This is a genomic window from Actinosynnema sp., from assembly GCF_052038725.1.
In genome coordinates this window covers 1-2,952 of record NZ_JBQGCX010000701.1, presented here as the reverse complement: position 1 = coordinate 2,952, position 2,952 = coordinate 1, and the positions used below count along the sequence as shown (strand labels likewise).

Annotated in this window: 4 protein-coding genes; 2 read left to right on the top strand and 2 right to left on the bottom strand. The window is 74.1% G+C overall.

What is annotated here, in order from left to right; genetic code table 11:
* Positions 1-105 precede the first annotated feature (105 nt).
* Positions 106-702, bottom strand: coding sequence for a dihydrofolate reductase family protein (locus ACTUAL_RS14745; RefSeq protein ID WP_440900641.1), 597 nt, complete (start codon positions 700-702; stop codon positions 106-108).
* Positions 703-764: 62 nt separating this feature from the next.
* Here ACTUAL_RS14745 and ACTUAL_RS14740 point away from each other — a divergent pair, with 62 nt between their 5' ends.
* Both ACTUAL_RS14740 and ACTUAL_RS14735 read left to right on the top strand, forming a co-directional pair.
* Positions 765-1,379: a TetR/AcrR family transcriptional regulator gene (locus tag ACTUAL_RS14740; RefSeq protein ID WP_440900643.1), complete on the top strand. Its 615-nt coding sequence runs from the start codon at positions 765-767 to the stop codon at positions 1,377-1,379.
* A gap of 148 nt (positions 1,380-1,527) precedes the next feature.
* Positions 1,528-2,700 carry an MFS transporter gene (locus ACTUAL_RS14735; RefSeq protein ID WP_440900642.1) on the top strand — a complete coding sequence of 391 codons (1,173 nt, stop codon included), beginning with the start codon at positions 1,528-1,530 and terminating at the stop codon, positions 2,698-2,700.
* Here the strand turns inward: ACTUAL_RS14735 and ACTUAL_RS14730 are convergent.
* On the bottom strand, positions 2,687-2,952 hold a 266-nt coding region (locus tag ACTUAL_RS14730), incomplete at its 5' end, for a hypothetical protein (protein ID WP_440900640.1). The two genes, ACTUAL_RS14735 and ACTUAL_RS14730, sit on opposite strands and share 14 nt — an antisense overlap.

Sequence of the window (2,952 nt, the reverse complement as noted above, 5' to 3'; positions counted from 1 at the left end):
CCCGGGCGCCCCGCCCGCGCCCAAGGCCGCCGTCCTGCTCGCGTCCACCACCGCCGCGCTGCCGGCCGGTGCGCTGCACGCCCGCAGGGGGCGGTGGCCCGCCCGTCAGGCCGGGCGGTAGGTGGTGACCACGCCGCCGTGGTCGAACGCGCGCACGTCGACCGGCCTGAACGCGCGCGGGGCGAAACCGGCGCGGAACAGCGGGGTCCCGCCGCCCGCGACCACCGGGTAGGTCTTGACCACCAGCTCGTCGATCTCCGGGAGCAGCTGCCCGGCCAGGTCCGCGCCGCCGCACAGCCACACGTCCAGGCCGTCCTCCCGCTTGAGCTCCCGCACCAGGCCGACCGGGTCCGCGCGCACCAGCACGACGGCCGGATCGGCGTCGGGCAGGGAGCGGGAGACCACGTACTGGCGCAGGTGCGCGTACGGGCTGCCCACGCCCGCGTCGAGCGCGGGCTGGTAGCTGCCCCGGCCCATGAGCACGGTGTCGTAGCGCCGGTTCGGGGTGTCCAGGGGCATCCCGACGAGCGGGCGGACGTGGGTGGGCGTGGTCTCGGGGTACTCGGCGCGCAGGTGCTCGACCATCGGCTCTGCGGTCGGGTAGAAGTCGTGCTCGCCCTCCGGGCCCGCGATCACGCCGTCGATGCTCGCCGCGATGAAGTACACGAGCTTGCGCACGGGCTTCCCCCTCGTCTCGACCACTCCGGTCGTAGTACTCTGCTTGAAGTGGTTCGAACCGTAGTACTACGTTTGGAGTGGTGTCAATGGCGCGACGCAACCCGGAGCGGCGGGCCGCGCTGCTCGACGCCGCCGTCGAGGTGCTGGCGGGCGAGGGCGCGCGGGGGCTCACCTTCCGGGCGGTCGACCAGCGGGCCGGGGTGCCCGCGGGCACCGCGTCGAACTACTTCGCCGGGCGCGCCGAGATCCTCACCGGCGCGGGCGAGCGGGTCTACCAGCGGCTGCTCGACCAGGCCCCGCTGGGCGAGACCCCGGACGGCCCGCGCGACCGGTCCCGCGTCACCGAATTGATGCACGCCCTCGTCGACCGCGTCTCGGCCTTCCCGACCGGTTTCCTCGCCCTGCTGGAACTGCGCCTGGAGGCCGCGCGCAACCCGGAGCTGCGCGAGGTCCTGACCGCCCGCGTCCGCGCCGACCTGCGCTTCAACACCGAGCACCACGCCGCCTCCGGCCTGCCCGGCGACGGCACCACCGTGGCGCTGCTGTGGCTGGCCCTCAACTGGCTGATCCTGGAACGCCTCACCCTCCCCGACCTGCTGACCGACCACCAGCGCCGCGACCTCGTCACCGCACTGGTCGACCGGCTGCTCGCGGGGCAGCCGGAGGAGGCGGGCAGACCGCTCGACGAGAGCGGAAAATGAGTTAACCGGAAAAGGGAACGGCGCTAACGTCCGAGGTCCGGAGAATTCCTATCGGTGATTTCTCCGAATAATTCGAGGAAAGGTTACGGAACGCCATCACGGGCGTTGCCGAAAACCCCTCGCCGACCTCGGGAGGACTGCGTTGGCAGTGGGAAAGGCCGACAGCGCGGTGGGCGGGTGGCTGCCCGCCCTGCTCATCGTCGCGCTCACCGGCACGATCATCGAGATCGACATGTCCGTGCCCAGCTTCCCGGACATCGCCCGCGAACTGGGCGTGGGCGGCCCGGCCGTGCAGCTCACCGTCACCCTCAACTTCCTCGGCTACTGCCTGGGCGCGCTGTGCCACGGCCCGCTCTCCGACCGGTTCGGCCGCCGCCCGGTGCTGCTCGGCGGCTCCGCCGTCATGCTGGTCGGGGCGCTGGGCTGCGCGCTCGCGCCGACGATCGGGCTGCTGCTGGCCGCCCGGTTCGTCCAGGGCATCGGGGCCAGCGCCGCCGCGGTGCTGGTGTTCGTGATCATCGGCGACCGCTACCGGGGCCCGGCGGCGTTGCGGATGTACGGCTTGGTGAACGCGGCCATGTCCGCGCTGATGACCTGCGCGCCGCTCCTGGGCGGGGTGATCAACCGGGTGGCCGGGTGGCGCGGCAACTACCTCGCCGTGTGCGCCACCACCGCGCTGTCCCTGCTGCTGGTGTTCCTGTTCCTGCCCGAGACGCGCACCCGCGCGCGCACCGCGATCACCGCCCGGTCGGTGCTCGCCGACTACCGGAGGCTGCTCGGGAGCCGCGCCTACCTGGCCGCGTCGCTGATCCCCAGCCTGCTGTTCGCCGCCTACCTGGTGTTCATCGCGGCCAGCCCGTTCCTCTACACCGCCGCGTTCGGCCTCGGCGTCACCGGGTTCGCGCTGCACCTGCTCGTCGTGGTCGCCTCGTTCGCGGTCCCCAGCGCGTTCGCCACCGGGATCATCCCGCTGCTCGGCGGCCCGGCGGGGGCGGTGCGGTGGGGCCTGGGGGCGGTCGTGGTCGGCGTGCTGGGGTTCCTGCTGCTCGGCGACGGCCCGGTCGCCGTGACCGGCTCGGTCGCGCTGTTCTGCGTCGGCTTCGCCGTGTGCTACCCGGTGGTGTTCGACCGGTCCATGTCGGTGTTCCCCGAGCTGGCGGGCGCGGCGTCCTCGGCGACCATGGGCCTGCGGGCGCTCCTGGTGACCCTGCTGACCGCCCTCGCTGGCGCCCTGTCCACGGGCGGGCCGCGCGCCCCCGCCGCGGTGATGGCGGGGGCGGTGGCCGCGGTGGTGCTGCTGCGCGCGCTCAGCCCCCGCTGACCCCGGCGTCCCGCGCCGCCGCCAGCTCCACCACCCGCCGGGCCAGCCCGACCAGCGCGGTGGCCTGCGCGGACCAGGGCGGGGTGGCCTCGGTCAAGGTCCGCGCCCGTGCCACGAGGGCGAGCAGCGCCTCGCGGAGCTGCTCGTCCTCGTGGGAGGCGCTGCCCGCTTTGCGGCGCAGGCGGTAGGCGGCCTGCTTGCAGGCGGTGGAGCAGAAGCGCCAGCGGGCCGTGGCGCCTGCGGGACGGGGCG